The following is a 25,803-nucleotide window of genomic DNA, read 5'->3' on the forward strand; positions in this document are numbered from 1 at the left end:
ATGACTAAAAAACCATTTTTATGGGGCGGTGCATTAGCCGCTCATCAATTCGAAGGCGGTTGGAATGAAGGCGGAAAAGGGCCGAGCGTAGTTGATGTTATGACAGCGGGCGCGCATGGCGTTGCAAGACAAATTACTCAAGAAATTGAAGCAGATAAATTTTATCCAAACCAAACTGCCATCGATTTTTATCATCATTATAAAGAAGACATAAAGCTGTTTGCTGAATTAGGTTTAAAATGCTTACGTACATCCATTGCTTGGACTCGTATTTTTCCAAAAGGTGATGAATTAGAGCCAAATGAAGAAGGTCTACGTTTTTATGACAACGTGTTCGATGAGTTAATTGCCAATGGTATTGAACCGGTTATTACTTTATCCCATTTTGAGATGCCATTACACATTGCTCGTCATTACGGTGGCTTTAGAAACCGTAAAACAGTTGAATTTTTTGAACGTTTTGCAACAGCGTGTTTTGAACGTTATAAAAACAAAGTGAAGTATTGGATGACGTTTAACGAAATTAATAACCAAATGGATACCAGTAATCCGATCTTTTTCTGGACTAATTCAGGTGTGCAGGTTCAACCGGGCGAAAATCCACAAGAAGTACTTTATCAAGTGGCACATTACGAACTATTAGCCAGTGCCAAAGCGGTAATTGCTGGTAAAAAAATCAATCCTAACTTTGAAATTGGTTGTATGATTTCTCATGTGCCGATTTATCCATATTCTTGTAATCCAGAAGATATGATGGCATCTGAAATTGCTATGCATCAACGCTTCTTCTTCCCTGATGTGCATGTTCGCGGTTATTATCCATCTTATGCCTTAAAAGAGTTTGAACGAGAAGGTTATAAGCTTGATATCACCGATGAAGATTTAGCAATTTTAAAACAAGGTACCGTTGATTACATCGGCTTTAGTTATTACATGTCAACTGTTGTTAAAGCTGATGCTAAAAATGATAATCGTGACAACATCGTCAATGGTGCTTTACCTAATGCCGTTGAAAATCCATACATAAAAAGTAGTGATTGGGGCTGGCCAATTGATCCTGAAGGCTTACGTTATACCCTTAATCGTTTATATGATCGCTATCAATTACCACTATTTATTGTGGAAAATGGTTTTGGCGCTATAGATGAATTAGAAAACGGTAATAAAGTTCATGATAAACCACGTATCGAATATCTTGGCGCACACATTAAAGCAATGTTAAAAGCTATAGATTATGATGGGGTTGATATCATAGGTTATACCGCATGGGGTATTATTGATGTAGTATCCTTTACAACTGGTGAAATGAAAAAACGTTATGGTGTGATTTATGTAGACCGTGATAATGAAGGTAACGGAACCATGAAACGTTATAAGAAAGATTCATTTGATTGGTATAAGCAAGTCATTGACAGTAACGGTGCTAATTTAAAATAACGCAAACACGCAAATTGTAATTTGGAGAGGATGCTGTGGCATTGCACGCATCCTCTTTTTTATCTATAAAAATGATTAAAAATTAAAGGGCAACTGCTTATCAAGCTGGGGATCAATTAAAGTAACATGAAAACCAATTAAACGCACACCACGACCATTTCGACGTTCTTGCCAAACTTTGTAGGCTTGTTCAATCAAATCCTGCTTATCAAGTTTAGACCAAATATGTTCTTGCGTAGTAAGCTGGAAATCATCAAATTTAAACTTAACTCCTTGCCGAGCAATCGACAAATCAGAACGAACTTTACTCAACCGAATTTTGAGCTCTTCAAATAATGGATCAAACTGTAATAAACACTCATCCCAAGAGTGAATGTCGTTAACTAACGTGCGCTCTACCCCTACCGATTTACGTTGTCTATCATTGCAGACCTCACGGTCATCAATGCCTTGACATCTTTCATATAAGACTCGACCGAATTTACCAAATTGGTTAAGTAATTTACTTACATCATAATTAACAACATCCTTACAGGTAATTAGCCCTAATTCAGTTAATTTTTTTTCGGTTACTTTACCCACACCAGGAATTTTTTTAAGCGGTAATTGAGCAATAAAGCTTGCAACAGCATCAGGAGTGATTACATATTGCCCATTAGGTTTATTCATATCCGAAGCTATTTTAGCTAAAAATTTAAGTGGAGCTACGCCAGCTGAAGCGGTCAATTCGAGTTCTTTATATATCGCCTGGCGGATATCTTGAGCAATTAAAGTGGCAGAACCATGACAAAGTTTACAATCGGTTACATCTAAATAAGCTTCATCCAATGACAAAGTTTCAATGGCTTTAGTATAGCGCTGAAATATTTGATGAATTTGATTAGAAACTTCTTTATAAACAGCGTGACGACTTGGGATGACTTTAAGATTTGGGCATAATTTTAATGCTTGTGACATAGACATCGCACTATGTACGCCATATTGACGAGCTAAATAATTTGCAGTAGCAACAACACCGCGTTTGCGAGGGTCACCCCCTACTGCTATCGGTAAATTACGATAACGCGGGTTATCCCTCATTTCAACTGCGGCATAAAAACAATCCATATCAACATGAATAATTTTTCGCATAGATAACTGTTTCACTGCATTTAAAACATAACTGTATAAATATACAATAACATACCTTAAATGCTAGTGTAAACAGTCTTGGGTGTTACTTTTTTAATTTATCAAAATCAACCAAGCCATTTTTATTGTAAGGATCACCAATCCAGCGTTTTCCCTCATAATAATTGGGATTTACCAAACTTTTTTCTGGCACATATAAGTTATAACTCAGTCCAGCTAAATCAGACCAAGTATGAATCAAATCCTGAGTACTAAATTTTCGATTTACATATGCTTGATAATGGTTAGGGTGAGATGCAATCCAACGTGGTGATTGCCATAACATAAATGGCACAGTATACATGGTACGTGTTGGCGCCTTTTCATTACGCCCTAAAATATCATGTGGTGGAGTTTCATAAACATCTTCGCCATGATCGGAAAAATATAACATAAAACCATTTGCATGACTGTTTTTAAATAGATTGAATAACGTGGTTGTCACAAAATCATTATAACTTATTGCATTATCATAAGAATTATATTCATCCACGTCTTCATCTTGAATGTTAAATGGGATACTTGCATTATCTTTAAATCGATCATGTTCCCCATCTTTTGGATAACGAAACTCATATTTCATATGTGTACCGAGCAGATGAATAATGATAAATTTCTTTTCTTCTGGTTCAGCAAGCACTTTCATAAACGGTTCAAAGACTGATTCATCATATTGCCTTGAACTTTGATTACGATCGTTATTCATATAAAACTGTTCATCTGCTTGCTTAGAAAACATCGTTAGCATAGTATTTCGCTCAGTCATCGTTTGCTGATTAGTTATCCAATAAGTTTTATATCCCGCCTGTTTCATTAAATGAATTAGCGAAGGTTGAGTAAGGTAAAGGTCAGGATGTTGTTCATCTGCAAAAGTTAAAGCTTGTTGTAAAACCTCTATGGTATAAGGCCTTGATGACACAACATCATTAAACACGATAAATTCAGGATTATCCTTTTTAAATTGCTCGATTTGTGGCGTTGTATTACGTGAATATCCATAAATACTCATTCGATTACGGGTAGTTGATTCACCTATAATTAACACCAGTGTTCTGGGGATATTACCATTGGTATCTTTTAAATTTTCAACTGGAGGCAAAGCATTCAAATGATGCATTATATCTTCCATATTAGAAAGTTGAGAGCGATAAGCGATATAACTATTAATCAGTTGCCAAGGTATAGTCGTTTCCATTCGAGTTAATAGATGTGTTGTTGCTTTTTGCAAGGATGATTTTTTGATTGTGACACTAATAAACAGTGGCATAATCGCATAAATGGCAATTAATAATGACGCAACCCATTTGGTTGTGTTTTTAACATAAACTGGACTTACTTTGCGCCACAGATAAATACCAATCAAACAATAAATAACAACTAAAGCCATTAATTTAAAACTGAAATACTGTTGAATAAACTCATTTGATTCAGTCAAATTCGACTCAGCCATGACAAAAAATACACTTTGAGAAAATTCCTGACGATAAATTATAAAATAACTTATTGAAATCAATGACAGGCTTCCCACAATCAAACCATAGACAGTGACAATTTTTCGAGTCTGATTCGGAAATATTAAAACTGGGATCAGCCAAATTAAACTATAAATGATTGAATCACGTAAGCCTATCGCATTGGCGTGTCCAGAAATAAAGATATAAAGTTGTAACCCAATTGAAAAATAAGTAAAAAATAAAATAACAAAGATAAGCGCCGACCAACTAAACTTTCTGTTTTCTTTTACATTTGTCATGAAGATTTATTCGATATCATAGGTTATAGATGTGTATAAATTACACAAACTAGATTAATAAAACCTTAAGTAATAATAATTTTATATTTGAATGTGAATTAGCAGATTAATCGCTCAATTTTATCTTTTAGATAAAATCGTTTTTATTTAATGGTAAACCTAATAATTGAGCAATAATCTTATTTTCTGGTTCATGAAGTTGCCAAGGAGGATTGTTAAAGATGATATTTCCATTATCAACAACTAAACAGCGTGAAAAGTTATCTAAAGACTCGTCTAGATAATGCGAAACCATAAGTAACGTTAAATCAAATTCATCACAGATATGATTAACCAGTGCTAACATTTCAAACCGTAAAGCTTGGTCTAATGCCGAAAATGGTTCATCCAATAATAAAATCGGACGATGTTGAATTAAACAGCGAGCCAAAGCAACCCGTTGACGCTGTCCACCTGAAAGTTGATTGGGATAGCGTTCATTAAAGCCCGATAAACCAACTTTAGCCAACATATCGGCGATATTTTGCTTCTCAAAAGTCGTTAGTTTTAATGACGGTTTAATGCCTAAAGCAATATTTTGCTCAACGGTTAGATGATCGAATAAATTATTGTTTTGAAACAACATCGAAACTGGGCGCTTACCCGGTAAAGTTTGAGTCATATTTTGATTATTAAGGATGATTTGCCCAGAACTTGGAAAAATAAATCCTGCGATCAAGCTTAATAAAGTACTTTTACCCGCACCACTCGGCCCCACAATGACCACTTTTTCTTGGGCAGCAATTTGCATATTAAAATGCATCTTAAAATCATCATATTGATAATTAATTTGATTAAGTTCGATCATAATCCATCACAATTAATAAACTAAAAGATAAGATTAACAAAAATGCAGCCGTCACGGCGCTCTCTTGATAATGATAATGCGCTATTTGTTGATACAAATAATAAGGTAATGTGGTAACGGCTTGCCCGCCAAACAACGCAATAATACCAAAATCACCCATTGACAATAATGCCGAAAAGACTAAGCTCAACGTAAGAAGTTTTTTTAATGATTTATATTCAATTAGATAAAAATGCCTTATACCTGCAATGTTTAAAGATTGACATAATTGCCAATACCGTGATGTAACATCAAACATTGGTACTTCAAGATTTTTTAAAATAAATGGTAAGGCCATTAGACCATTACAAAGCATCATTAACCCACAAACAAACACTGCATTATCAGCATATTGAAATAACAAAATAAACAATCCTGATGCAAGTACCATGCTTGGAATAGTTAATATTAATGAACCCACTAACATTAAACGATTGCTCCATTGTTGCTGATTGCTAATCAATAGACGGCTATTAGTCCAAAGTATTAATAAAGCAAGTAATATAGCCACCATAGCTGAACCAAAGGCAATTATTAATGAATAGATAACAGCTTGCTGAAAAGCCCAATTTAACTGCGACCAATGAAAATAACCAATACCTTCAATCAATAACGTAACCATTGGCAACAAAATATACATTGCGCCCAAAATCACAATAACAGCACTAACCAAACTAATAGTCACCGTATTTGGTAAACGATATTGGTAGCGAATATACTGCGCACTAAGATTGTGGTAATGATTTATTTTTCGTAGTACCCAAACAAAACTCATACAGCAAATAAGCTGTATGATTGCTAACATGACGGCTTGCATCAAATCAAAATCGCGAATCGATTGGTAAATAGCTACTTCAATAGTGGTATATTTTGGTCCTCCACCCAATGCTAAAACAATGGCAAAACTGGTAAAGCAAAGCATAAAGATCAGTCCTGACATAGGTAAAAGTTGCCGACGCAATAATGGCCATTCTACTAGTTTAAAATAAGTAAAATGAGAAAAATTGAGCTGTGCTGCCAGTTGCTTTTGCTCAACAGGAACACTATTTAACGTTTGATAAAAAAGACCACTCGCATAAGGAAAATTCAAAAACACATGAGCCAATAAAATTCCAACTAGTCCATAAATTGAAGTTGAAAAAGATAAACCTAAATAGGCAAAACAAGTAGCGAATAAACCCTGTTGACCATAAACAAATAATAACCCGGTTACAACAACCAATGTTGGAAGTATAAACGTTACAGGCATAATCCGTATCAGAAAGCTTTTTCCAAAAAAATTGATCATAGATAATGCTTTAGCCATAGCAACGGCCAAAAATATCGACAAAAACGTCGATAATATCGCTTGCAAGAAAGTGATCCAAATAATGTGCAATAAATAATTATCAACATAGAGCGTTAAATTATCGGACTTTATGGCTGTATAGCAAAGCGCAAACAATGCAGTTCCTAAAACTGCTATTATCAAACTAGCAGCGCTGATACCCGGCAGTAACGTTTTAAAATTCAACATTGCTTTTTATAAAAAAATTAACAATCTCTTTAATTACTGACTAATGGCTGATTGCCATTCACGTATCCAAGCTTTTTGATTATAAACCACTTTATCTGCATCAAATTCAAGCGCTTTACTGACTTTATTAATCTGATCAAACGCAGCAGGTAATGGCGTATTTATAATAGGATACATAACATTTTTTTCAGCAAATTGGCGTTGTACCTCTGGTGTTAATAGATATTGTAAAAAGCGACGTGCTAATTGTGGTTGTTGACTATATTTGGTGATACCTGCTATTTCAACTTGACGATAATGCCCCTCATCAAAAATAGCGGCATTATAACGATAATCTTGATCATTAATTATATGTGCAACTGGCGAAGTGCTGTAACTAAGCACAAAATCAGCTTCACCTTTTAAAAACATACCGTATGCTTCACTCCAACCTTTAGTAACCGTTACGGTATTTTTAGCAATTTTTTGCCATGCAGAAATCGCATCCTTACCATAAATATTTTTTACCCAAAATAGTAATCCTAATCCTGGAGTACTGGTTCTAGGATCTTGATAAATAATTTTCCAATTGGCTTTATTGTCAACTAATTCATGCAATGAGTGAGGAGGATTATCTATTTTTTCTTTATTATAGATAAAAGCAAAATAACCGAAATCATACGGCATAAATTCATCATCCCACCAATCGGTATTAAGATTGTTAGGTTTGGTTATTTGATGAGGTGCCATGATATTAGCCTGTTTAGCTTGACCTAAAAGATTATTGTCTAAACCTAAAATAACATCAGCATTGGTTTTGTTACCCTCAAGGCGAAGACGATTTAAAATCGACACACCATCACCTAACGTTACAATATCAAGTTGGCAATCACATTGCGCTTCAAAGCCCTGTTTAATTGCTTCACCTGGCCCCCATTCTGAAATAAAAGAGCTGTAAGTATAAATCGTCAGAGTAGGTTTTTCATGAATATTAGCATTAGCTGAAGTTGCTACACAGAATACAAAGAATAAAAAAGACAGTAAAAATTTATTACAAAACATTTTGCCTCCAAAAAAGCGAATAAAAGACAAAAGGTTTGAGCAGACACGATAACTCAAATCCCTCCGCTGGCATGACCCAGTTCAGGTTCGACGAGTTGCATTAGTAAACCTAACACTCTCAGCCCATAAGGCACCCCGTTGAGAACGACATTAGTTTAGTAGTTAGATGGAAAATTGTAAATAAAGAAAGTGGTGAGTTTTTTCTAAGCATCATTTTCAAATAAAAAATCATCAAAAAATTTATTATCTTTAGTTAAATTTAAATTATATCAAAAGATTATTATAAAACTTTAAAAAATCGCTATGTTTAAATATATAAATAGTGATTTTTGTAAAAAATATTCAGGAGTCTATATCATTTCATTTATATTTAATTGAATTTATAATAGAATTAATATAAGTAACAAGACGTTATTATTTACTTTTATCTTCAAAATTATCATTCAGTTCGGTATCAATCACCGTAATATAATCTAGTATAGGTGGCGCTTCGCGGTAAAAGGTGACCCATTTAACGCCATCCGGGTCTTTTTGCCGATATTCTTCGGTTGTCGTGTCAAAATAAAAATCTGGATCGGATGTGGATTTATTATTTATAAAAACTTCAAAAAATTCCTTTTCCATGTCGACCGTTTCCGGGGCGGGATAGCCCAGTTAAGTTGGCTATTATGGCTTAATATTATATTTTTGTTTAATTGCAGCTAACTCCTCGAGTGATGTAGCATTAAAAGCTTCTACCATCCATTCTGGCCAGCCTTCACCGTCTATTATATCTGTTTTGAATTTTGCCTCTTCATCTGTTTTATATTTGCCGCTATCTATATCTATTGATTTATAAAACACCATAAAACTATTGACCCAATTCCAGATAAGTATTCTGCCTGAAGCGGCGTTCTGAGGATCTAACATAACATGATCAATAACCTGATTTGTACCTGATTGACATACCATTAATAACGTTGCAGGTGCCATACCTCGTAATAAATTATGGTTAACTACACCATGCATATCATTCCAATCATACTCTTGTATACGACGTTTTTTGGGTTGTAAAAATACTTTAGGGTTGTGTAATACTTTGAAGTTAAAAAAATAATTTTCATTAACATACACTTTACCTGTCTTACGATTGAATATAATAGGATTACCCATGCTCGAAAATACATACTTGTAAAGTTCAGGAATCACTAAATATAAAGCAATACAATCAATAATCAAAATAACTATACAAACTATTGTTTCTTTACTTAAACCAGAATCAAACATCATAATAACCATAACAAAAAATATAAAACTTGACAGAATAGTTGTTAAAATATTATGAAAGTTACATGAGGATTGGACATCATCCTCAAGACGAATAAAGGCACAGTAGTTATCATTGGCATAAATTAATTGATGAACATGCTCTGACATTCTATAAGGTTTTTTATCTAGGTCACTTAACCAACCTAAGAGCTGAGGGCGGTATTTTGATGGCATTATTACTTTCCTTGTTTGTTATTCATCATGATTTTTTACTGTCTCGGTTAATCACCAATGGTGATTTTTTTACAATATGTCTTATCAATGTAGATATTGATTTGATAACTTCTTAACAGATCGCATAATAACTATCCATGTTATCCTTTTGTTATAAATAATAATTACTAAAAATACTATATTACTGTTCTCAATAATTCTTTAGTTTTATTTTTTGGCGATTAGAATAATTTATTATTAACAAAAAATGCTCTTAATTAGTTATTAACAAACCGCAAACTAAAAAACAGTTATTAAACACTCTGTTTTAAGCAACTTAAATTTTTATAAATTTAAATTAGATAGATAATTAACCAATATCATTAATTTAACACAATCAAAAACTTTATTGCCTTAACATTAGCAAAGAATTAATTAAATTTGAATTTTAAAGATTTATTTTATGTATTTTATATAAAGAATTACATCAAGTAATAATACCTAATATAGGATTTTTTATAAAATTCACATTTATTGTTTAAATAAATCCAATTTATTAATCAAACTTTTGCTTTGCTTTTCGAATTACTTACAATTGCTGGCAATTTTTTAACTAAATAACCGCCTAAATGCTCTGTAAATTATATGTATATTGAATGTTAACCATTTAGCTATCGATTTCAATATTTTGAAATTTATTTAACGAATTCTTATCAGATCAAATTTGACAAAATATCTCTAAAAATTCTATCATTTAAACACTTTCTCCTTATATGCGTCATCCCTTGCATACATCCTCTGGTGTTTTATCATCGGGGGAATTTTTTTTTCTTACCCTCTTAATTTTTTGAAGTTTCTATTTTGATTTTATTTACTAGCAACTTGTTACTTTACAATAATTTTTATCTGTTTGTATGATTTTTCTTAACTACACTTTAAATATTAATAATTAAAATAAAATGCACTCTTGGTGATATCATTACAAAACTAATTATAAAATTAAAATCAATGTTCTAAAATATCATTTAGTTAGATTTATTATTATGATGATGAATCAATAATTATTTGCATTTTTAAGTGTGACAAAGTCAACAATAACTCATTCAAGTTGATAATTTGCTTTACAAAGCTAAATTTAATTTGTATTGATATTTTTTTTACAAAATTTCTATCTAATGTTAATTCAATATTACATAATATTTACACTTATCAATGATGATTAGCTAACAAGGTTCTTTTGCACATTTAGCAAAAGTTTTTTACATAACCATTTTTTATAAACCATATATTCTGTTTTGATAACCATTATTACATTACCCATATAGCAATTAAAGCAAGAACCTTTTATTTGATTCCTTAATAGAATTTATAAAAAAACAATAAACGATTTTGCTTTTAAATTCATATTCATCTGATAGTTGGAAAATTAAAACAAAAAAGCTTAGAAAATAGATATTTCATGATATCTATCGCATTACTTTAAAACTATTCTTTTTTTCTCAATACGATTAAGCAATTTACTCTATTTAATAAATGATTACAGTTTGTCATTAAATAATACAAATTCATTTAACAACCATTTTTAAGCTATAAAATAATTTATTCAATTTATATCCATGTATTGAATTTTTTTAAAACTCTTTTTTTAAATTGAATAATCTTAAAAATAATTGCGTTGGTATGTTATGCAGATAGTGTTTTTCCAAAAACAGATAAAAACACTATTTATAAATTATGCTATTAGATGGTTTTCAGAAGATAAAAAAGATTAAAGCAAAAAAAGATAAGCAACAATGAATTGTTTAGATCTCAATAGGTGTAATGTATAAACAGAGACTTTCAAAAACGTAGCGCTGTTATTGTTTATTTATAACTTTTCCAGCTTCTATATATTTTACAATTAATATTGATTGTAATTTAATATGAAAGTACCGTAATAATATTGTTGTTAAATGTTTTAGTTCGCCCCACGCCATTAAACTACATGAAATAAAACCACATGGAATAAAACTATATTTTATCAGAAGGTAATCGTCGAAAGTCTTTTTGTTACATTTTATTGATTTTGACCCCAGCAGGAATCGAACCTGCAACTAGCCCTTAGGAGGGGCTCGTTATATCCATTTAACTATGAGGTCATATCGGCGAGCATTTTAATAAATTTAAACAAACATTGCTATTTAAATCATGAAAAATTTTCTATTTTGATCAAACATGATACAATCATTGTATTCAACACTTTATCATTTTTATTCGGTAACATTATGAAAAAAAGAATAATAGGTATGATGTTTTCGGTTTTAACACTGACAAGTTGTGCAACCTATCAGCCTGAAACAAATAGCTATAGTGACCCATTATCTGGGTTCAATAAAACTATGTTTAATGTAAATTATTATGCGCTTGATCCATACATTTTGCGACCTGCAGCAGTGGTCTGGAAAGATTATGTGCCCTCCCCAATACGTAAAGGGGTTGTTAATTTTTCATCCAACCTTTCTGAACCAGCCTCAATGGTCAATAGTGTTCTACAAGGTGAAGGTCATGAAGCGGGTAAACATTTAGCTCGATTCTTTTTAAATACCGTTTTTGGTGTTGCTGGTTTATTTGATGTAGCAGGTATGGCCGATCCACAATTACAAAAAGGTTCTAAACGCAGTTTTGGTGATGTATTAGGTCATTATAATGTACCTTATGGTCCTTATGTTGTCTTACCTTTCTATGGTTCTGCAACACTTCGTCAAGAAGGTGGTGATATTGTTGATACCTTGTATCCGCCACTTGTTTGGTTAGATTGGGAATGGGCATTAGTACGTGGCGTATTTGATGGAATTGAAGCTCGCGCTGTGGCAATTGAGTATGAAGATTTACTTAAAAATAGTGATGACCCTTATAACTTTATGCGAAATGCTTACTTCCAACGTAATGATTTTAACGCATCTGGTGGTAAAGTTGACGAGCAAAAACAACAGCAACGTCAAGAAAGCATCAATAGCATAATTAATGATATAGATTCTCAATAAGTATAATTAGTTATATTTTTTATAATATCGCCTTGATTTTGAAGTGACCCCATAAAGTTGGACACTTTTATTAAGCGACTTGTAAGGCCTGATTTCGATATTCAACCGGAGTCAGGCCTTTTAATTTGGCTTTAATCCGTTTAGTATTGTAGTATTCTATATATTCTTCTATTTTTTTAAATTCCATTGTGTTCTTTTACGGCAAGTTTCATTTCGGGAAGATAACGCCAAAACCGACTTGGCATATGTTGACGTTGCAATTTTGGGTTTATACGTTCTTTTATGGTTATTGCATTGCAATACCTTAGCCACATGGTTTGAAACAGTGCCTCGTCTTCAGTTAGATAATTTTGATTAACTTGACTATTAATGATTAAATCATCTTTATCAATTAATGATACTTGCTCTATGTTATTTAAATCATAGACATAACCATATTGGCGTTTTTCATCATATATTGCCCATTTTTGATCAGCAAATCGTTCTTTAAAAAAAGTTAATACCAAAGGAAGCACATTATAAATAGGCCCAATTATAGAAAAGTAGATTTTTTCACTTTCATCATTTTCATCATCATCTGATACTTGCTCATACGGTTTTTTTAGTGGATTTTTTATGGCATTAAAACGAATAAACTCTAATATACGATGACGTTCATTACTCACTTTTTTAGCAATTTCGCGCACGGTTAATACATCGGGATCGGCAAAATCAGTTTCAATAGATTTCGTGGCTTTAAATACTTTGCAAATATAACGAAAGATGATTAAGTCACTATCAGGTAATTCAGATAACCATACATACATTAATTGTCGTAACGCAGTTTTACTCAATTTTTTAAGTAATGCAACTCGCACCCGTTCATACTTAAATTCACGAAATTCCACATAATGCCTATCTGTCACAAGTAGTGGCTCTATCTGTCCTGTAGCTAATAAACATTCTGGCATTTTTTTGAGTTTAAAAGCATCAAATACCGCACATAGTATTCCTTCAAAACTTTTTTCGTAATAAAACGCTAACATGCTTTACCACACCATTACGAGTTGTTGTGGTTGATAAATTGCTTTATCTTCTAACAATGGTGTATCTTGCAAAGATAGCTTGATATATTCTGCAGATGAGTCAAGTATTTTAAATTTTTTCATATCATGACAAATAATAAAAAATTGCGCGCGCTTTAATACCACACCAATCCGTTTAAGTGCTTCAAATGTTAACCGACGATGACGCCTTGCCATAACAATTAATTTGGCAGATTTAACACCAATACCCGGTACCCGTAATATTTTTTGATAACTATCACGATTAATATCAACTGGAAAAAACTGCGGGTTGCGGATCGCCCAAGAAAGTTTAGGATCAACCGTTAAATCAAGATCTGGATATCTATCATTAACAATTTCATCAACATTAAAGTCATAAAATCGCAATAACCAATCAGCTTGATACAGCCTATTTTCACGCACACGCGGTACATCTTGCACAACTGGCAAACGTTTATCATAACCATTAACTGGAACAAATCCTGAATAATAGACTCGTTTCATACTCGGTCGCTTATAGAGTTTGGCTGTTAATTGTAATATCTGTTTGTCCGATTCATCGGTTGCACCAATAATCATTTGTGTACTCTGCCCTGCTGGTACAAATTTTGGCGTAGATTTAAATTTTTTACGATCTTCAATATTATCAAGTAGATTTTGATGAATTTGGCGCATAGGTTGATAGATACTTTTATGATCTTTATCTGGCGCAAGTAATTTAAGATTTTCCTCAGTTGGAATTTCTAAGTTAACACTCATTCTATCAACCAATAATCCAGCTTGATTAATCAATTCATCACTAGCACCAGGGATCGCTTTCATATGAATATAGCCATTAAAATGATGCTCAGTACGTAAAATTTTTACTACGCGGATCATGCGTTCCATAGTGTGATCAGGGCTGCGCACAATGCCCGAACTTATAAATAATCCTTCGATATAGTTACGGCGATAAAATTCAATGGTCAGATCAGCCAGTTCGCGCGGAGTAAAACCAGCTCTAGGAATATCATTACTTTGTCGGTTAATGCAATAAGCACAATCAAACATGCAGTAATTAGTTAACATAATTTTAAGTAACGACACGCATCGCCCATCGGCAGTAAATGTGTGGCAAATACCACTTTTGCTTGCATTACCGATGCCTTTATTTTTATTGCGACGAGTAGATCCACTTGATGAACACGAGACATCATACTTTGCCGATTCGGCTAATATCTCAAGCTTAGCAATTATTTTTTCATTCATTTGGCACCACCTATACTGTATTTATATACAGTATACATTAACTGTATTAAACTCTGCAAGTATGTTGCTATTTAATCGCATTAACCTAGGAAACTTAAGTTATTAATCTATCAATAATTTGATGATTCTTAATCAGATTAAAGTTGAAGTAACCCAATTAATATATTAATAATCAATAAATTAATTTAAAAAAAAGATAAAAAAACTACTCAGGTATTGTTGAGCTTACAAGTGTACGCTATAATCACACTAGTTTTTTGTTAGAAGTAGATAATTTAGGAGCAAAATATTTTATGAAACGCGTTGTTATAACGGGGTTAGGAATTCTTTCAAGTATTGGAAATAATACCAAAGAAGTTTTAGAATCTTTAAGAATCGGCCGTAGTGGTATTACCTTTTCACAAGAAATGAAAGATAGCGGAATGCGTAGCCATGTTTGCGGAAATGTTAAATTAGATACGACAGGTCTTATTGATCGTAAAATAGTTCGCTTTATGAATGATGCTTCTATTTATGGTTATCTTGCTTTACAACAAGCTATTGAAGACGCTAAATTAACTCCAGAACAAGTCTCTAATCCACGTACTGGTTTAATTGCAGGTTACGGTGGTTCAACTAAAACTCAATATAACGTCGTTGCAGGTATGAAAGAAAAAGGATTACGTGGTGTTGGTCCTTATGCTGTAACAAAATCAATGTCATCGGCAATTTCAGCTTGTTTAGCTACACCATTTAAAATTAAAGGTGTGAGCTATTCTATGACCTCAGCTTGTGCAACGTCTGTGCATTGTATTGGTCACGCAGCTGAACTTATTCAACTAGGTAAACAGGATATTGTTTTTGCTGGTGGTGGTGAAGAGCTTTGTTGGGAGATGTCTTGCGAATTTGACGCAATGGGTGCGCTGTCAACTAAATATAACGACTGTCCAGAAAAAGCATCACGAGCTTATGATGCTAACCGTGATGGGTTTGTTATTGCTGGCGGAGCGGGTATGGTTGTTGTTGAAGAGTTAGAGCATGCATTAGCCCGTGGCGCTCATATTTACGGTGAGTTAGTCGGTTATGGTGCTACATCAGATGGTTATGATATGGTTGCTCCATCAGGCGAAGGAGCAATGCGTTGTATGCAACTTGCTATTCAAGATTTAGATGTGCCCGTTGATTATATCAATACTCATGGGACATCGACACCAGTTGGTGATGTAAAAGAGTTATGGGCAATCAAACAAGTGTTTGGTGACAATATTCCAGCAATCTCATCCACTAAGTCAATGACAGGTCACTCATTAAGTGCAACAGGCGCGCAAGAACTTATCTATTCATTATTAATGCTTGAGCATGGCTTTATTACACCAAGTATTAATATAGATGAATTAGACGAAGCAGCAGTTGGCATGAATATTATTACTGAACCTACCGAACGTGAATTGACAACAGTTATGTCAAATAGCTTTGGCTTTGGTGGCACCAATGCTTCAATTGTAATGAAAAAATATAAAGCTTAATTGCTGAAATTTTTATCAATCAATAAAAACCGTTCTTAATAGAACGGTTTTTGCACAAAACGGTGACAAAATAATCATACAAATTAATGAATAAATTAATCTTGTAAGCATAGAAAAAATGGACTAGCAAATTGCCAATTAATCCATCACTTTTCGCGAATAAAATCTATTGGATAAATAACTACCTGTATTTAAAATAGCACATAACCAATAAAGAAAGCGCAAATAATCGTCCTTTTACCGTTTTTCCTATGCCCTAATCATGACCAATAAATAGTAGTGATACATTCATCACCATTCTATGAAAAAAAGAGAACAACTATTCTGACAACAAAAATAAAAAATTGTGTAGCGACCTTTCCATCGTTTTTAATCATCACTTAATGTAGCTGTTTTTTTCGAGATACTCGTATAATTTTCTTAGGTGTAATTAAAATATTATCCTCAACAAACTGATGCTAATCGTTCTAGGCTTTTCGATGTTCTAAAACAATATGCTTTGCCATGTAATTTTACGACCAATAACGATTTATGTTGTACTATGTGTTGAGCCATGGTTACATCCACTGCTTTGATTGCAATGGACGTAGAGTTAACTGATTTAAATGAATATTTATTATTAATAATACAATTTTACTTTTGATAAATATCCCAAGCAGCTTGTAATCCTGCGCCTTGAATGGTTTTAAAGCCAACACGATTTAATACCGCTTCAAAGGCGGTTAATGTTTGTAAAACACACTGTTTTCTAGCGTTATAACCCATTGTGCCAATACGCCAAACATTACCTTTAAGAGGGCCAAAAGATGCACCAATTTCAATGCCAAAATCATTAAGCATTAAGTTACGTACTTCTTGATCGTTAATATGTTCTGGACGTATCACCCCAACCACATTATTCATTTTATGGTTAATATCACCAAATAGTTTAAGTCCCATCGCTTGTAAACCTGCCACCATAGCCGCACCATTAATGCGGTGACGTTCTATAACATTATCCAAACCTTCTTGTAATACAATGCGAGCACACTCTCTAGCTGCATAAAGCATAGAGGTAGCTTCGGTGTGATGGTTAATGCGTTCTGCTCCCCAGTAACGAATGATCATATCAATATCGAAATAGTTGGAATAAATAATTTCATCACTGCCACTACTATCGCCTTCAGCTCGAATACCAAGTTCAACACATTTGCGTGCTTGGATGATTTCAACCATTTTTGGACTTAACGTTAAAGGAGCCACACCCGGAGGTCCACTCAAACATTTTTGCAAACTAACAGAGACCCCATCAAGTTGCCATTTATCGACTTCTAAAACGTTACCGACAATTGAAGCGGTTGCATCTACATAAGACAGCACACCATGCCTACGACAAATTTCACCAATTTTATCTAATGGTTGAAGTAAAGTAGTTGAAGTGTCACCTTGTACACAAAGTAGCAAACGTGGCTTAATTTTTTTAATGGCATCTTCAATTACATTAGGATCGAATATTTCACCCCATGGTACTTCGATAGTATGCACATCGGCTCGGCAGCGGTGAGCGATTTCACAAAGTAATAAACCAAATCGACCAAATATTGGCACTAACACTTTATCACCAGGGCGAATAGTTGACACAAGAACGGCTTCTATTCCTGCTCTAGCTGTGCCGTCAATAATAAAAGTTTGTTCATTTTTGGTTTTGAAAATGTCACGGTAAAGAGCCATCGTTTGATTCATATAATCAGTCATAACAGGATCGAATTGGCCAATTAAAGGGGCAGCCATTGCTCGAGTTACACGTGGATCAGCATTAATTGGGCCCGGTCCCATCAGTAATCGTGCTGGCGGATTAATTTGATCATATTTATCTAAATCTAACATTTGATTTTCCTTTAGTTAGTTCTTGTTTATTTGTTAACAATCACGTTTAATCGTGATGAATTATTTATCTTTTTATATCGATATTTTTCAAAAAACTACTGGCTAATGAATGGTGAAACTTAAATAAATTAATAATTTCGCACATAACTTTTCCCATATGTGATTTTTTCCATGCTAAGGATAATGGTGAAGGTTTACGTTCATTAATTACTTGGCATTCAATTAATTCACCCGAATCTAAATACTTTTGACAAACCGAACGAGGTAAAAAGCCAATTCCTAAACCTTTTAAATGACACGATAATTTGGTAGTTATATTAGGCACAATAATTTCAGATTGGCTTGGCAGTAGCCATGCTACGCGTTTATTCATATAAATTGATGTATCTTCAATATTTATTGCGGGATATTTGCGTAACGTTTCGTTCGATAACGGTCCTTCTAGATGAGTGATAGGATGATTTTTTGCAGCGACAAAAACCCAATTAATTTCACCTAATGGAAAAATATTAATCATATTATCTAATGACTCCGTTCCCGTTGCGCCAATAGCAAGATGACATTCACCATGCAATAATGAATCCCAAACGCCCATATATACCTGTCGATTGAATGTAAAATTAGTAAATGGAAATTTTTCTTGCAAATAACTCAATAGATCTGTAACTGCCTCAACATCATAAAGCAAGTTATTAATGGTCAGATTAATTTTGCGTTCAACACCATCGCGTATTTGATGCAGTTCTTCAGGCATGGTTGTCAACCAAAGTAACCACTGACTACAATGCTCGTAAAGATGTTGGCCTGCAAGCGTTAACGATACAGTACGCGTTGTACGTTCAAACAATTGAGTATTAAGATCGGTTTCCAATGATTTAATGCGATAACTAATGGCAGCCGGTGTTTTAAATAACAATTTGGCTGCTTTGGAAAAGCTTTTACACTCAGCTACTTTAGTAAAGGTTCGCATAGTTTCTGTATCTAACATTATTCAGTCCCTTATTAAAAAACGATCAATACCCAACCAAATACCTAATAAAAGATCGGCTCCCGATGTGTGTCCATAATTTAAAAGATTATGAAAAGCCCGATGACCATAGTTATGTTGATTAAGCCGTTCAATGACATTCAAAACAGATAATGAAAATTGACCTTGTAAGGCATATTTTAAAAAAGTAGCGCTAATTGTTGTTGTCAACGCATCTAACGGTAAAGCCAGCATTGCTGTTTTTAATTGTTCTATTTTCGGCTTAAAACGATGATCACTGACCAATACCGCAAAAATCCCGACCATAATATCATCAAAACTTGGCGTTAAACCCGGCCCTAAACCAATAAATCGAGTAATATCCGCATATTGCCCCAACATTAAACGATTTAACTGATCACACAAAATCACCAATTCTGGCGCTGGGTTATCGATAATATTTTCTTGAAGTAAGCCAAATAAACCAGTTGGATAATTTATCTGTACTAATAATTGTCTGATCGCGGTTTTATTTAACTGAGTGCCTGCCCTGCACTTTAGCGTCATATTGCAAATATGCGTGTTATAATTTAACAGAACATCATTCAGTAATAAATCACCATTGATCTGTTGTGTTATGGTTAAATGACCATTAGCAAGTCTAGATTTTATTGCATCAAAATCATTAGTTTTAAGAACCCAGCCCATAGGTGATAAGCCACTGCCATAACGATGTAAAGTGAGCAATTGTTGCTGATGGTTAATTAAATTAACGGTATGTTCATGCACACTAAATAACGATAATTCACTTTTTACATTTGGTGCATGAGCACTAATGATTAATGGTTTAATTTGCTGTAAGCTATTTTGGAATGATGACAGGTAACACTGCCGATTTGCATCGGCAACGAATGATGTTGCTGTAAGTGAGGTACTTATCGCTTTTGTTAGTAATTTATTTTCTGCATAGTTACATTTCATAAATTAAACTTTAAGTTTTTTGGCTAATGCCTCAAGTGCTTTTTCAAAACAGGCTAATGGAGCACGTACCGTTCCTGCACCAATTTGCCCCACACCTGCCTGTTTGTGGGCAATACCAGTGTTAATCAAAGGCGTGATGCCAGTTTCAACAACACGTCGAATATCAAGGCCCAAACAGCATCCTTGGAAGTTCCAAGATGGAATTTGTAACAGCATATTATGGTCAAGATAGATTTCACTCATCTCTTCAGATACTTCATATGCAACATCCGCGCCACCTGCACCAACAAATCGAGTGACTCCTGGTGCAGCTACCATGGCAGCACCACCAATCCCAAAGGTTTCAGTAATAGCGCTATCACCAATATCTGGATTGGCTTCGTTTTGTGAATAGCCCGTGAAAAATAGCCCTTGCGGAGTATTAACTGGCGCGGTAAACCATTCATCACCTAAGCCACTCACTTTAATACCAAAATCTTTACCATTACGTGTCATTACAGTAACAATAGTACCTTCTTGAATTTGTGCTGCACTGTCCATAACTGATTTACAATACGCCATCGCTAGATTCAAAAAGAACTGATCAGTCACACTTAAAAAGTCAAAAATTTTCGCCATTTCTGCTTTATTGCGATCAAGTAGAGCTAATTTAGGTGACAATGTTCTGAGCAATAAAGCCGAAGCTGCAATATTACGTTGGTGAAACTCATCTCCCATAGTAATGGCTTGCGCCATTAATGCAGTAAGATCAATGCCATTTTCAAATAGCTTAAGGGCATCATTTAATGCTGGTCCTAAGGACTCTTTCATCCAATGGTGACGATTAAGAACTTCCTCACCATAGGCACCAAAGCGCATTACTTTACCAATGCCCTCGTTTAAATTGCAGTATGCTCGATTACCATGAGTGATGTTTTCAACGACTAACATTGGCATATTTGCCGAAGTTATCCCCCCCATTGGTCCGACTGCATTAACGCTGTGACATGGAATAAACTCAACCTTACCATTTGCTAATAAATCTAAAGCGTGTTTTTCATCGTTCGCCCAATTTTCAAACAAACATGCACCAATGCAAGCCCCCTGCATTGGACCTGTCATATCTTGCCAAGTAATTGGAGGGCCCGCGTGTAATAATTTATAACCTTGTGCTAAAGCCGGTACAGCATCTTTTCCAGCAACTACCCCAATCCAATGTGGTCTAGCGGATCTAATTCGCTCAATAATGGCTTGGTTTGCTTCATTAATTGCCCTATTCATATGTCAAAACCTCTTAATTTAATTTTTTTAAAATAGCCGCTAATTTTTGATTTCCACCAGCTATTGGAGCCCATTGATAATGCACAACAGGTACATTGGATGATTGAAGATCTTCTGAGAAACTACGCAGTCCAGCATTAATTACACTTATATGATTAAGTAATGGATATGTTTTAAGTAAACCCGTTAATTTTGTTGGCGTAATTAATTTTTTAGCTAATAATATTGCTTCTGGCAAGTTATCCATTACCACAATGTTATTCTCAGTTAAAACATCAATTTGCTGGCTACGACATTGTGGATCTTGCTGTGACCCCGTAACTGTTACGATAGCGATTAATGGATTATCACTTGAGCGCTGTGCGCAGGCTGCTTTATAACCGGCAATAATTGATTCGGCAGGATTAGGATTTGCACCATAACCAATAACCAAATCGAGTAATACTACGCCAACTGATTTTTGTACTCCTAACTTACTAATTTCTTGTTTACGAATTGAAGGGTCGATCATTGGATGTGGACGCCCAACAGTATAAAAATCATCACCAAGATCAATAATTTTGTGACCATTTTCCTCAAGCATTATGCCTTTATCATGATTTTTATTGACTGATAAATGCAATTCCTGAGCAAGTAACATCGCGGCTTCTGAAGCCAAAGTCCCACCGGTATAAAGTCCTGAAATCGTTTGCTTGGTTACTTTTGGTAATGAGTGGATGGCTATTTCTACTTTGGCTAGCAAACAAGCTAAGCGTGCCGCTTCATCCAATGTTTTGGCAAAATAGATATTCTCATCTTGTATTTTGTTGATAGTTGAGCCTAAAAACAGTGCCACAATTGGCTTGTTAATCAGTTTCATGGCTGAAATAATTTTTTCGCGCACACTTTCAGCAGGAGGTTTTGAAATAAAAGTAATAACTTGACTTTGCTCATCTGCGGCGAGCATCTTTAAGGCTGTCAGGGCACTTATTCCCCCTACCTCTTGTGATAAATCGCGCCCACCCAAACCAATAGCTTGCGTAATCCCTTGGTTTAATAAAGCAATTTGTGAGATGACTTCTTGAATACCAGTGCCTGAGGCACCAATTACACCAATATTACCCTTGGGAATTACATTGGCAAAAGCTAATGGAGCACCAGCAATAATGGCCGTACCACAATCAGGTCCCATTACAATCAAATCTTTACTTGAAGCTTTGTTTTTTAGACGGATTTCATCACTCACAGACACATTATCTGAAAATATCATGACATTTTTATTATCATCTATGGCTTGTTCGGCAAGTTCTGCTGCGTATTCACCAGCAATCGATATCAGAACTAAATTAGCATCAGGTAATTTTTGGGTCGCACTAGCATAACGCCTTGCTTTAAGTAATTTATTGCCACCTTGTTGTTGCTGGGCAATATTTTTTAAAGCATCTTCAAGCTGTGTACTGATTAAATCCACAACATTAATTGAATCGTTATGCGCTTTGATAGCAACACAAATATCATTTGGTGTAGCATCGTTAAACCTATCACTCCAAAAACCCGTTGCCGTAAGCAAGGATTTATTGGCAGGAGTTCCCATCATGACAGAAACTTCATCAACTTCGTCGAGATCACTCAGTTTTTTTGAAATTAACATTAAACTGACTGAATCTTGAAAGCTGCCTTTTTTTATGAAAGATTGAATCATGAGAATTGCCTCTCAATTATTTAGTAATTATTTATTTTTAAATATTCAATAAATCTAAAATGATAGATATCTATTACAAATGGTATTTGCTATACGCCGATAAATCTTTATACCTTTATCTATCAAATCTAAAATCGTACGCTGTTTATATCTTACGAAAAAAACTGCAAATAAATAGGTTAGATGTCACAAAACATTAATTTATTACCACAAAAAAATTTTATATAAATCATGCACATAACAGATTATTAAAAATTTTTTTATAATAATAACTGATTAATTTAATTAAATTTTATAAACCTAAAAAAGAGTGTTTGATCACATTAATATTTGTTATTAATAGTATGTTACTTAGCAAACATAACCAAAATAATTCTTAATAATAGAATGATTAAAAACAGGTAGATGCTTATGAAAATCTTATATGATGATGTGGCAAACGCAGTGGAATGGATATCGAGTTTTGGGGGACTAGAACAAGGTGGAACAACGCGTTTACTTTATACGCCTCAATGGCTAGCAGCACAAAATGCATTGAAAGAACGCATGACCAATATCGGTATGCAATGTTATTTTGATGATGTTGGCAATTTATATGGTCGCTTTGAAGGTAGTAAATATAAAGATCAGATCATTATGTCAGGTTCGCATGTTGATACAGTTGTCAATGGTGGAAAGTTAGATGGGCAACTCGGTATTATTGCCGCCTTACTTGCCATGCAATACCTAAAAGAAAACTATGGCCAACCTCTTCGTACTTTAGAGATTATTTCAATGGCAGAAGAGGAAGGCAGCCGTTTTCCATATGTATTTTGGGGCAGTAAAAATGTTTTTGCGATTGCAAACAAAAAAGATGTTGAAAATATCACTGATGTGGAAGGCGTCAGATTTGTTGATGCCATGCAAGCCTGCGGATTTCAATTCAGTACTCAACCTGCACGCAGCGATATCAAAGCTTTTCTAGAAATTCATATAGAGCAAGGCGGCGTACTTGAAAAAGAACAAAAAAGCATTGGAGTTGTGACCAGTATTGTCGGTCAGCGCCGTTATAACATCAGACTGATTGGAGAAGCCAACCATGCAGGCACGACTCCAATGGGATACCGTAAAGATGCGGTGTATGCCTTTAGTCGTATATGTCATGAATCCATTAATAAAGCACTAAAAATAGGTGATCCACTCGTGCTTACTTTTGGTCATGTTGAACCAAAACCCAACGTGGTTAACGTTGTACCAGGTGAAGTGCTATTTACCATGGATTGTCGCCATACCAATAAATCCGAATTAATTGGATTTACTGAAGAAATCGAAGCCGATATTGTGCGTATTGCCAAAGAGCTAGGGCTTGAAATTGAAATCAATCGCTGGATGGATGAAGATCCCATTCCAATGAATGACAAACTAATTCATATGTTAGAAGACATTTGCAAAGAAGAAAAGCTCAGCTACCGTGTAATGCACAGCGGTGCAGGTCATGATTCGCAAATTTTTGCGCCACGAGTACCTACCGCTATGCTGTTTGTACCAAGTATCAAAGGTATTAGCCACAATACCGCAGAAGATACCAAAACAGAGGATTTAGTCGAAGGTATAAGAGCGTTAACCTATGCCCTTTATAAATTAGCTTACCAAGAGTAATAAGGAGCTGACATGACAACTGTTAATACAACAGCCAAAACAGGTGGTATCCAATACTGGCACAAAATCGTAGTATTATTATGTCTTGGTTGGACAGTAATGTGGATCTATCGTCCTGTTCTAACTGCTATTTTTCCAGAAGTTCAACAAACTATAGGTCCACAATCCAATACCGAGTTAGGTTTAATTGCTAGTTGCTATTTTTTTGCTTATACCGCTATGCAAATCCCCGCAGGGATGTTAGTTGATAAGTTTGGTAAAAAAGCAGTGGTGATTCCTGGTTTCTTATTATTTACCATTGCAGCTTTAATCATTGGTAATGCACATTCTATTATGATGATTTATGTTGGTAGTTTATTAGCTGGCTTAGGTTGTGGCTCTTATTATGGTTCAGCTTGGTCACTTTCAGCCGAAAATATCCCATCTGAACATCGTGGCTTTGCTTCAGCTATTATCAATACTGGTTCAGCATTAGGGATGGGCATAAGTTTACTGGCAACCAGCTTTTTAGTTAAGTCATGGGGTATGCCATGGGAATATATGCTCTATATTATTGCTGCGCTGTTACTTTGTTTAATTGCAGGCTTTGCTATTGTTATCAAAGAACAACCAAAGTTTAGGCAACCCATTCAAAATGACGCAACGAATAACCAAGCGCAAACATCACCAATTAAATCTGACCAAAAACATAGTTTCTTTAGCATTGAAATGATTGCCTCTTACATTATGTATTTTGCAACATGTTATGGCTACTACATGATTGTCAGTTGGTTACCAAACTTTTTAGAAACTGAACGCGGCTTTACGGGTGGTAGTATTGGCTCAGCATCCTCATTGGTAGCTTTCGCGGCTATTCCGGGTGCATTAATCATCAGTAAAATATCCGATAAATTTAGAAGTAAACGTCTATTGTTTATCATCGTATTAGAACTGATTGCTGCTGGAACCTTATTTATTACCGTACAATCTGCAACCATCACTTTTTTACTTGCAGGATTAATCTTTTATGGGTTATTTGGCAAACTGACTGTCGAACCGATATTAATTTCACATGTTGCTGAAACTGCACCAAAAACCAATTATGGTACATCCTTTGGCGTCTTTAACTTCTTTGGTATGAGTTCGTCAGTGATTGCACCACCGCTAACGGGTTATTTAGCCGATCTTACTGGCACTAAAATCACTGGATTTTATGTCGCCATAGGCATATTGATTATTGCTACTCTGATCTTCATGCTGATCAATACGAAAAAGGCTAACAGCCAATAAATATCATTACCGGTCAGATGCCTATGACCGGTTAAACCAATATAAAAATAACTGC

General features: G+C 34.5%; 19 protein-coding genes, 1 tRNA gene, 1 pseudogene and 1 riboswitch. Of the genes and pseudogenes, 5 read left to right on the forward strand and 16 right to left on the reverse strand.

Annotated features, from left to right (window positions below; translation table 11 throughout):
- Entirely contained in the window at nucleotides 1-1,437 is a 1,437-nt protein-coding gene (locus GAPWK_RS08645) for a 6-phospho-beta-glucosidase (RefSeq protein WP_025315837.1), read from the forward strand.
- A 75-nt stretch (nucleotides 1,438-1,512) separates the two neighbouring features.
- Here the strand turns inward: GAPWK_RS08645 and dinB are convergent, their stop codons facing one another.
- From dinB to GAPWK_RS08690, 8 genes are all read right to left on the reverse strand, one after another.
- Nucleotides 1,513-2,568 (reverse strand): DNA polymerase IV, encoded by a 1,056-nt coding sequence (dinB, locus tag GAPWK_RS08650; protein ID WP_025315838.1) that lies wholly within the window; start codon nucleotides 2,566-2,568, stop codon nucleotides 1,513-1,515.
- Nucleotides 2,569-2,653: 85 nt separating this feature from the next.
- Nucleotides 2,654-4,360 (reverse strand): phosphoethanolamine transferase CptA, encoded by a 1,707-nt coding sequence (gene cptA, locus GAPWK_RS08655; protein WP_038517418.1) that lies wholly within the window; start codon nucleotides 4,358-4,360, stop codon nucleotides 2,654-2,656.
- Between the two features lie 127 nt (nucleotides 4,361-4,487).
- A complete protein-coding gene (gene thiQ, locus GAPWK_RS08660) occupies nucleotides 4,488-5,207 on the reverse strand; it encodes a thiamine ABC transporter ATP-binding protein ThiQ (protein ID WP_025315840.1) in 720 nt (239 codons plus the stop codon).
- Nucleotides 5,194-6,762 carry a thiamine/thiamine pyrophosphate ABC transporter permease gene (gene thiP / locus GAPWK_RS08665; protein WP_025315841.1) on the reverse strand — a complete coding sequence of 523 codons (1,569 nt, stop codon included), beginning with the start codon at nucleotides 6,760-6,762 and terminating at the stop codon, nucleotides 5,194-5,196. Before thiP ends, thiQ begins: the two co-directional genes overlap by 14 nt.
- Before the next feature lie 33 nt (nucleotides 6,763-6,795).
- Nucleotides 6,796-7,803 carry a thiamine ABC transporter substrate binding subunit gene (gene thiB / locus GAPWK_RS08670; protein ID WP_025315842.1) on the reverse strand — a complete coding sequence of 336 codons (1,008 nt, stop codon included), beginning with the start codon at nucleotides 7,801-7,803 and terminating at the stop codon, nucleotides 6,796-6,798.
- A gap of 40 nt (nucleotides 7,804-7,843) precedes the next feature.
- Nucleotides 7,844-7,951, reverse strand: a riboswitch (TPP riboswitch).
- A gap of 266 nt (nucleotides 7,952-8,217) precedes the next feature.
- Nucleotides 8,218-8,427: a hypothetical protein gene (locus GAPWK_RS08675; RefSeq protein WP_025315843.1), complete on the reverse strand. Its 210-nt coding sequence runs from the start codon at nucleotides 8,425-8,427 to the stop codon at nucleotides 8,218-8,220.
- 42 nt (nucleotides 8,428-8,469) lie between these two features.
- The gene (locus GAPWK_RS08680) at nucleotides 8,470-9,285 is read right to left on the reverse strand and encodes a DUF6708 domain-containing protein (RefSeq protein WP_025315844.1); all 816 of its coding nucleotides are present in this window, start codon (nucleotides 9,283-9,285) and stop codon (nucleotides 8,470-8,472) included.
- Between the two features lie 2,045 nt (nucleotides 9,286-11,330).
- Nucleotides 11,331-11,402: transfer RNA gene (locus GAPWK_RS08690), tRNA-Arg, on the reverse strand.
- Between the two features lie 126 nt (nucleotides 11,403-11,528).
- Between GAPWK_RS08690 and GAPWK_RS08695 the strand changes: the two genes are divergently transcribed.
- Complete coding sequence (locus GAPWK_RS08695; RefSeq protein WP_025315845.1) at nucleotides 11,529-12,287, forward strand: MlaA family lipoprotein; 759 nt, start codon at nucleotides 11,529-11,531, stop codon at nucleotides 12,285-12,287.
- A 70-nt stretch (nucleotides 12,288-12,357) separates the two neighbouring features.
- On the opposite strand, the pseudogene GAPWK_RS14610 reads toward GAPWK_RS08695, so the two are convergent.
- The 3 genes and pseudogenes from GAPWK_RS14610 to GAPWK_RS08705 all read right to left on the reverse strand — a co-directional run.
- Nucleotides 12,358-12,465 (reverse strand): annotated as a pseudogene (locus GAPWK_RS14610) (IS3 family transposase); the annotation flags it as partial.
- Nucleotides 12,464-13,312: a TIGR03915 family putative DNA repair protein gene (locus GAPWK_RS08700; RefSeq protein ID WP_025315846.1), complete on the reverse strand. Its 849-nt coding sequence runs from the start codon at nucleotides 13,310-13,312 to the stop codon at nucleotides 12,464-12,466. The pseudogene GAPWK_RS14610 and the gene GAPWK_RS08700, both read right to left, overlap by 2 nt.
- A 3-nt stretch (nucleotides 13,313-13,315) precedes the next feature.
- A complete protein-coding gene (locus GAPWK_RS08705) occupies nucleotides 13,316-14,581 on the reverse strand; it encodes a putative DNA modification/repair radical SAM protein (RefSeq protein ID WP_025315847.1) in 1,266 nt (421 codons plus the stop codon).
- 293 nt (nucleotides 14,582-14,874) lie between these two features.
- Here GAPWK_RS08705 and fabB point away from each other — a divergent pair, with 293 nt between their 5' ends.
- Nucleotides 14,875-16,086 carry a beta-ketoacyl-ACP synthase I gene (gene fabB, locus GAPWK_RS08710; RefSeq protein WP_025315848.1) on the forward strand — a complete coding sequence of 404 codons (1,212 nt, stop codon included), beginning with the start codon at nucleotides 14,875-14,877 and terminating at the stop codon, nucleotides 16,084-16,086.
- Between the two features lie 633 nt (nucleotides 16,087-16,719).
- On the opposite strand, the gene GAPWK_RS08715 is transcribed toward fabB, so the two are convergent.
- From GAPWK_RS08715 to fdrA, 5 genes are all read right to left on the reverse strand, one after another.
- Nucleotides 16,720-17,952: a pyridoxal-phosphate-dependent aminotransferase family protein gene (locus GAPWK_RS08715; RefSeq protein ID WP_038517422.1), complete on the reverse strand. Its 1,233-nt coding sequence runs from the start codon at nucleotides 17,950-17,952 to the stop codon at nucleotides 16,720-16,722.
- Between the two features lie 64 nt (nucleotides 17,953-18,016).
- Entirely contained in the window at nucleotides 18,017-18,940 is a 924-nt protein-coding gene (allS, locus tag GAPWK_RS08720; RefSeq protein ID WP_025315849.1) for an HTH-type transcriptional activator AllS, read from the reverse strand.
- Nucleotides 18,941-18,943: 3 nt separating this feature from the next.
- The gene (locus GAPWK_RS08725) at nucleotides 18,944-19,900 is read right to left on the reverse strand and encodes a DUF2877 domain-containing protein (protein ID WP_025315850.1); all 957 of its coding nucleotides are present in this window, start codon (nucleotides 19,898-19,900) and stop codon (nucleotides 18,944-18,946) included.
- 3 nt (nucleotides 19,901-19,903) lie between these two features.
- Nucleotides 19,904-21,160 (reverse strand): YlbE family protein, encoded by a 1,257-nt coding sequence (locus GAPWK_RS08730; protein WP_025315851.1) that lies wholly within the window; start codon nucleotides 21,158-21,160, stop codon nucleotides 19,904-19,906.
- 13 nt (nucleotides 21,161-21,173) lie between these two features.
- Nucleotides 21,174-22,841 (reverse strand): acyl-CoA synthetase FdrA, encoded by a 1,668-nt coding sequence (gene fdrA / locus GAPWK_RS08735; protein WP_025315852.1) that lies wholly within the window; start codon nucleotides 22,839-22,841, stop codon nucleotides 21,174-21,176.
- Between the two features lie 411 nt (nucleotides 22,842-23,252).
- On the opposite strand from fdrA, the gene allC reads away from it, so the two are divergent.
- Nucleotides 23,253-24,479: an allantoate deiminase gene (gene allC / locus GAPWK_RS08740; RefSeq protein WP_025315853.1), complete on the forward strand. Its 1,227-nt coding sequence runs from the start codon at nucleotides 23,253-23,255 to the stop codon at nucleotides 24,477-24,479.
- A 12-nt stretch (nucleotides 24,480-24,491) separates the two neighbouring features.
- Nucleotides 24,492-25,748: an MFS transporter gene (locus tag GAPWK_RS08745; protein WP_025315854.1), complete on the forward strand. Its 1,257-nt coding sequence runs from the start codon at nucleotides 24,492-24,494 to the stop codon at nucleotides 25,746-25,748.
- Nucleotides 25,749-25,803: the final 55 nt, after the last annotated feature.

It is taken from the genome of Gilliamella apicola, assembly GCF_000599985.1.
Taxonomy (GTDB): Bacteria; Pseudomonadota; Gammaproteobacteria; order Enterobacterales; family Orbaceae; genus Gilliamella; species Gilliamella apicola.